The 3,096-nt window shown below is 42.5% G+C and carries 3 protein-coding genes; all 3 read right to left on the reverse strand.

Features of this window, described 5'->3' with window-relative positions; genetic code table 11:
- Positions 1–32: 32 nt before the first annotated feature.
- The 3 genes from IQ228_RS26945 to IQ228_RS23965 all read right to left on the reverse strand — a co-directional run bounded on the left by IQ228_RS26945 (position 33) and on the right by IQ228_RS23965 (position 2,899).
- Entirely contained in the window at positions 33–299 is a 267-nt protein-coding gene (locus IQ228_RS26945) for an aldo/keto reductase (protein ID WP_228044050.1), read from the reverse strand.
- A gap of 237 nt (positions 300–536) precedes the next feature.
- Entirely contained in the window at positions 537–1,199 is a 663-nt protein-coding gene (locus IQ228_RS23960; protein WP_027401262.1) for a dienelactone hydrolase family protein, read from the reverse strand.
- A 161-nt stretch (positions 1,200–1,360) separates the two neighbouring features.
- Positions 1,361–2,899 (reverse strand): amidohydrolase family protein, encoded by a 1,539-nt coding sequence (locus tag IQ228_RS23965; protein ID WP_193964687.1) that lies wholly within the window; start codon positions 2,897–2,899, stop codon positions 1,361–1,363.
- Between the last annotated feature and the right edge of the window lie 197 nt (positions 2,900–3,096).

Raw genomic sequence — 3,096 nt, forward strand, 5'->3', positions numbered from 1 at the left:
TGGCAAACGGCATCAGGCGGGGAACCGTACATCTAAGGTAATACCTGAAAAGCGGATATTATTCGAGCAGTTGTGTTTGCAATTATTCGATTAAGAATCCCCGTGTCTTTAGACCGGGGAGTGTCAACAAGAGGATAAACATCGGCTGTATCGAGAAAGTTGATTCCTGCTTCGGCTGCGGTATCGAGGATTTTTATAGACGTTTCTTCGTCGGTTTGTAGTCCGAAGGTCATTGTCCCGAGAACGAGCCGGGAAACAGTGAGTCCGGTTTGACCAAGTTTAGTTGTTGGTAATGTCATGAAAATATTAGTTGTAGAATTTTTATCTCACGCTCCAGGCGCAGAGGCGCAAAGGAATAGAGATGCAAGAGTATGGTCTAAAATATATGTACCAAATTAATCTGAAACTGCATAAAATAAGATATCAATAATAATTGACCGCAGATAAACGCAAATTAACGCGGATAAAGAGGGATAAATTTATTGATTTTATAATTCTGTGCAGCCTCACATAAAATTGGCTTATTATTCTCTGATTCAACTTACTACAGCAGCTTGACGAAGGCTTTGTGAAACCAACCATTGTTGCAATGTCGGGTTACTGTAAACTTCATCAGCAATGAAATGATCGCCTTCAGGGAATATGGTAAAATCTACTTTTGCTCCTGCTTCACGGAGGGTATCAACAACATTTTGTGTACTCTCAATTGAAAGTTTTTCGTCTTTTGCACCTTGGAATATTTGGATAGAAATTTCTTTGAGTGCAGCTAATTGGGTTGCTTCTAATATTTGGGGTACACGACCTGATGTAGCTACCAAACCAGCAAAGCGTCCAGGATAGGAAGCGGCGATATGCCAAGCTCCAGCAGTTCCCAAGCTGAATCCAGATATGATCACACTGGATGGATCTATAGGTTGGGTGGCAATGATATGATCAAGTAAAGTAATTACATCATCTACTCTATCTACCCAAGTCTGTCCTTCAGGAAGTTGAGGTGCAACAAAGAAGTAAGGTAAGGATGCTGATGAATCTACAAAAAGAGGGAAACCCCATTTTAGTAAAACATTAATATCTGTTCCTCTGTCCTTTGCACCATGTAGAAATAATACGAGAGGAGCGGGTTTGTTGGTATTAGCTGGGGAAAAAATATAAGGTAATGAACCATTGCTGGTATCGTGGGATCTTTGTTCAACTGGCATAGTTTTAAATCCTCAAATGTGCGTTTACAAATATTTGACAACAACTAATCTTCTCTCTTCTTAATTTCTCCGCGTCCTCTGCGCCTCTGTGGTTCGTTTTCTTCATTTATTTGATGTAGAGACGTTATATATAACGTCTCTATAGCTACTCACAAAGTCATTTACACACCTACCAACATTTTGTTCTCAGTTTGAGACTCGGTCTTAGGTAGTTTGGATTCTACTGCTGTATCTTTGAAGAAATCGGGGTTAGCTTGGGTGTAGAATTTATGAGGATTGCCGAATACATAAGCTTTGAAGTCAGCTTCAGAAATCACCCCTTCTCTGACCAAATCCCAGCTTTCAGCTAAAGGTGCGGTGAGATCGGGTACATCCCAGTGACCAACATCGGAGGAGTAAATGGCGTTAAGCTTGACTCCCAAGGGGTTGGCTTTGTCGTTGAATGCGGCTGCAATGGTACGATCATCAGATTCAGAACCAAAGAAGAAACTGTTCACCCAAAGATCGCGGATATCTTCAATTGACTGAATACCTGCTGCACCAAAATCTTCCAATTCACTACCCACAGGTGAACGACTGTGACGGTTGAAGGAAGCTCCCAATACACTCTTAGTTAATTCTTCTTTGTTGAGGGAATGTCCTTGAGTAATTTCTCCACCATACTGTGCAAATAACTCAAACAACTCATCAGGATTAGCTAAATCTGGGTTGTAGTTTTGCAGTCCTTCTAAACTCCGTTTGGAGAAACGATCCACTAAATGAATGTAGACGTGAGCGCCCCAATCTGCACCACCTTCGAGCATACCAACACGCAATTGTGGGAAGCGTCTAGTTACACCACCAAAAAACAAGGCTTTGGCAAACGCTTGTGAACCATCGGCAAAGTGACCGATGTGGTTGTTCATGTAGTTACTAATGGAGGAGCGTCCAGTCCATCCTTGGCTACCGTAATGAGTGGTGAGAGGTACGCCTAATTCGACGGCTTTAGCCCAGAAGGGATCATAGTCGTATTCACTATCTAGACCGAAAAAGTCAATGTAAGAGGCATATTTGCCAATTTCTGGGAATTGATCGGCTGGGTATTTATCTGCGATCGCTTTAATTGGTCTTTTTACACCACCAGGAATATTTGCAACTTTTAGTCCCAGTGTTTTTACTGCAAATTCTAACTCCTCAATTGCTTCTTGAGGAGTAGTCATGGGGATACCAGCTACCACAGTCAGGCGATCGCTATATGGGCGGTAAATATCAGCATGATAGTGATTAATCGCCCGTTGCAATAATTGCCGATTCTCTTTACTTGCACCAGCCGCAGCTAAGGCATTATTGGGAAATAACACCGAATAATCTGATCCTTGCTCTGCTTGACGTTCATAGAGGAGTGCAGGGAGGGTATAGGTAGCCAAATCTAAGGTATTACGAGTTACTCTAGCCCACCAAGGCGATCGCAATGTCCGATTATATTGGCGTTCTTCTGGAGTTTGTTGATACCAGTCCTTACCTTCACTCTTGGGATTGAGACGGGAGGATTCAGCCTTGCGTAATTCATCTACCAGTTTCACACCGCCGTAGTGAGCAATATAATCCTCAAGGGCAGGAGTAAAGTCATTAGTGTGAACATCAGTATCAATGACAGGATAATCCAGATTGGCTCTGACTGCGGCGGAGGGGGAGCTTTTCAATTTGCTATATTTAGTCATATTTTCCTTAAAAAGGTTACAAGATTTTGTTTCACGCAGAGACGCTCAAGGCGCGGAGAGATTTAAGAGTTTGACACTCCCCGGTCTAAAGACACGGGGATTCTTAATCGAATAATTGCAAACACAACTGCTCGAATAATATCCGCTTTTCAGGTATTACCTTAGATGTACGGTTCCCCGCCTGATGCCGTTTGCCA

This window comes from Dolichospermum sp. LEGE 00246 (assembly GCF_015207865.1).
Taxonomy (GTDB): domain Bacteria; phylum Cyanobacteriota; class Cyanobacteriia; order Cyanobacteriales; family Nostocaceae; genus Dolichospermum; species Dolichospermum heterosporum.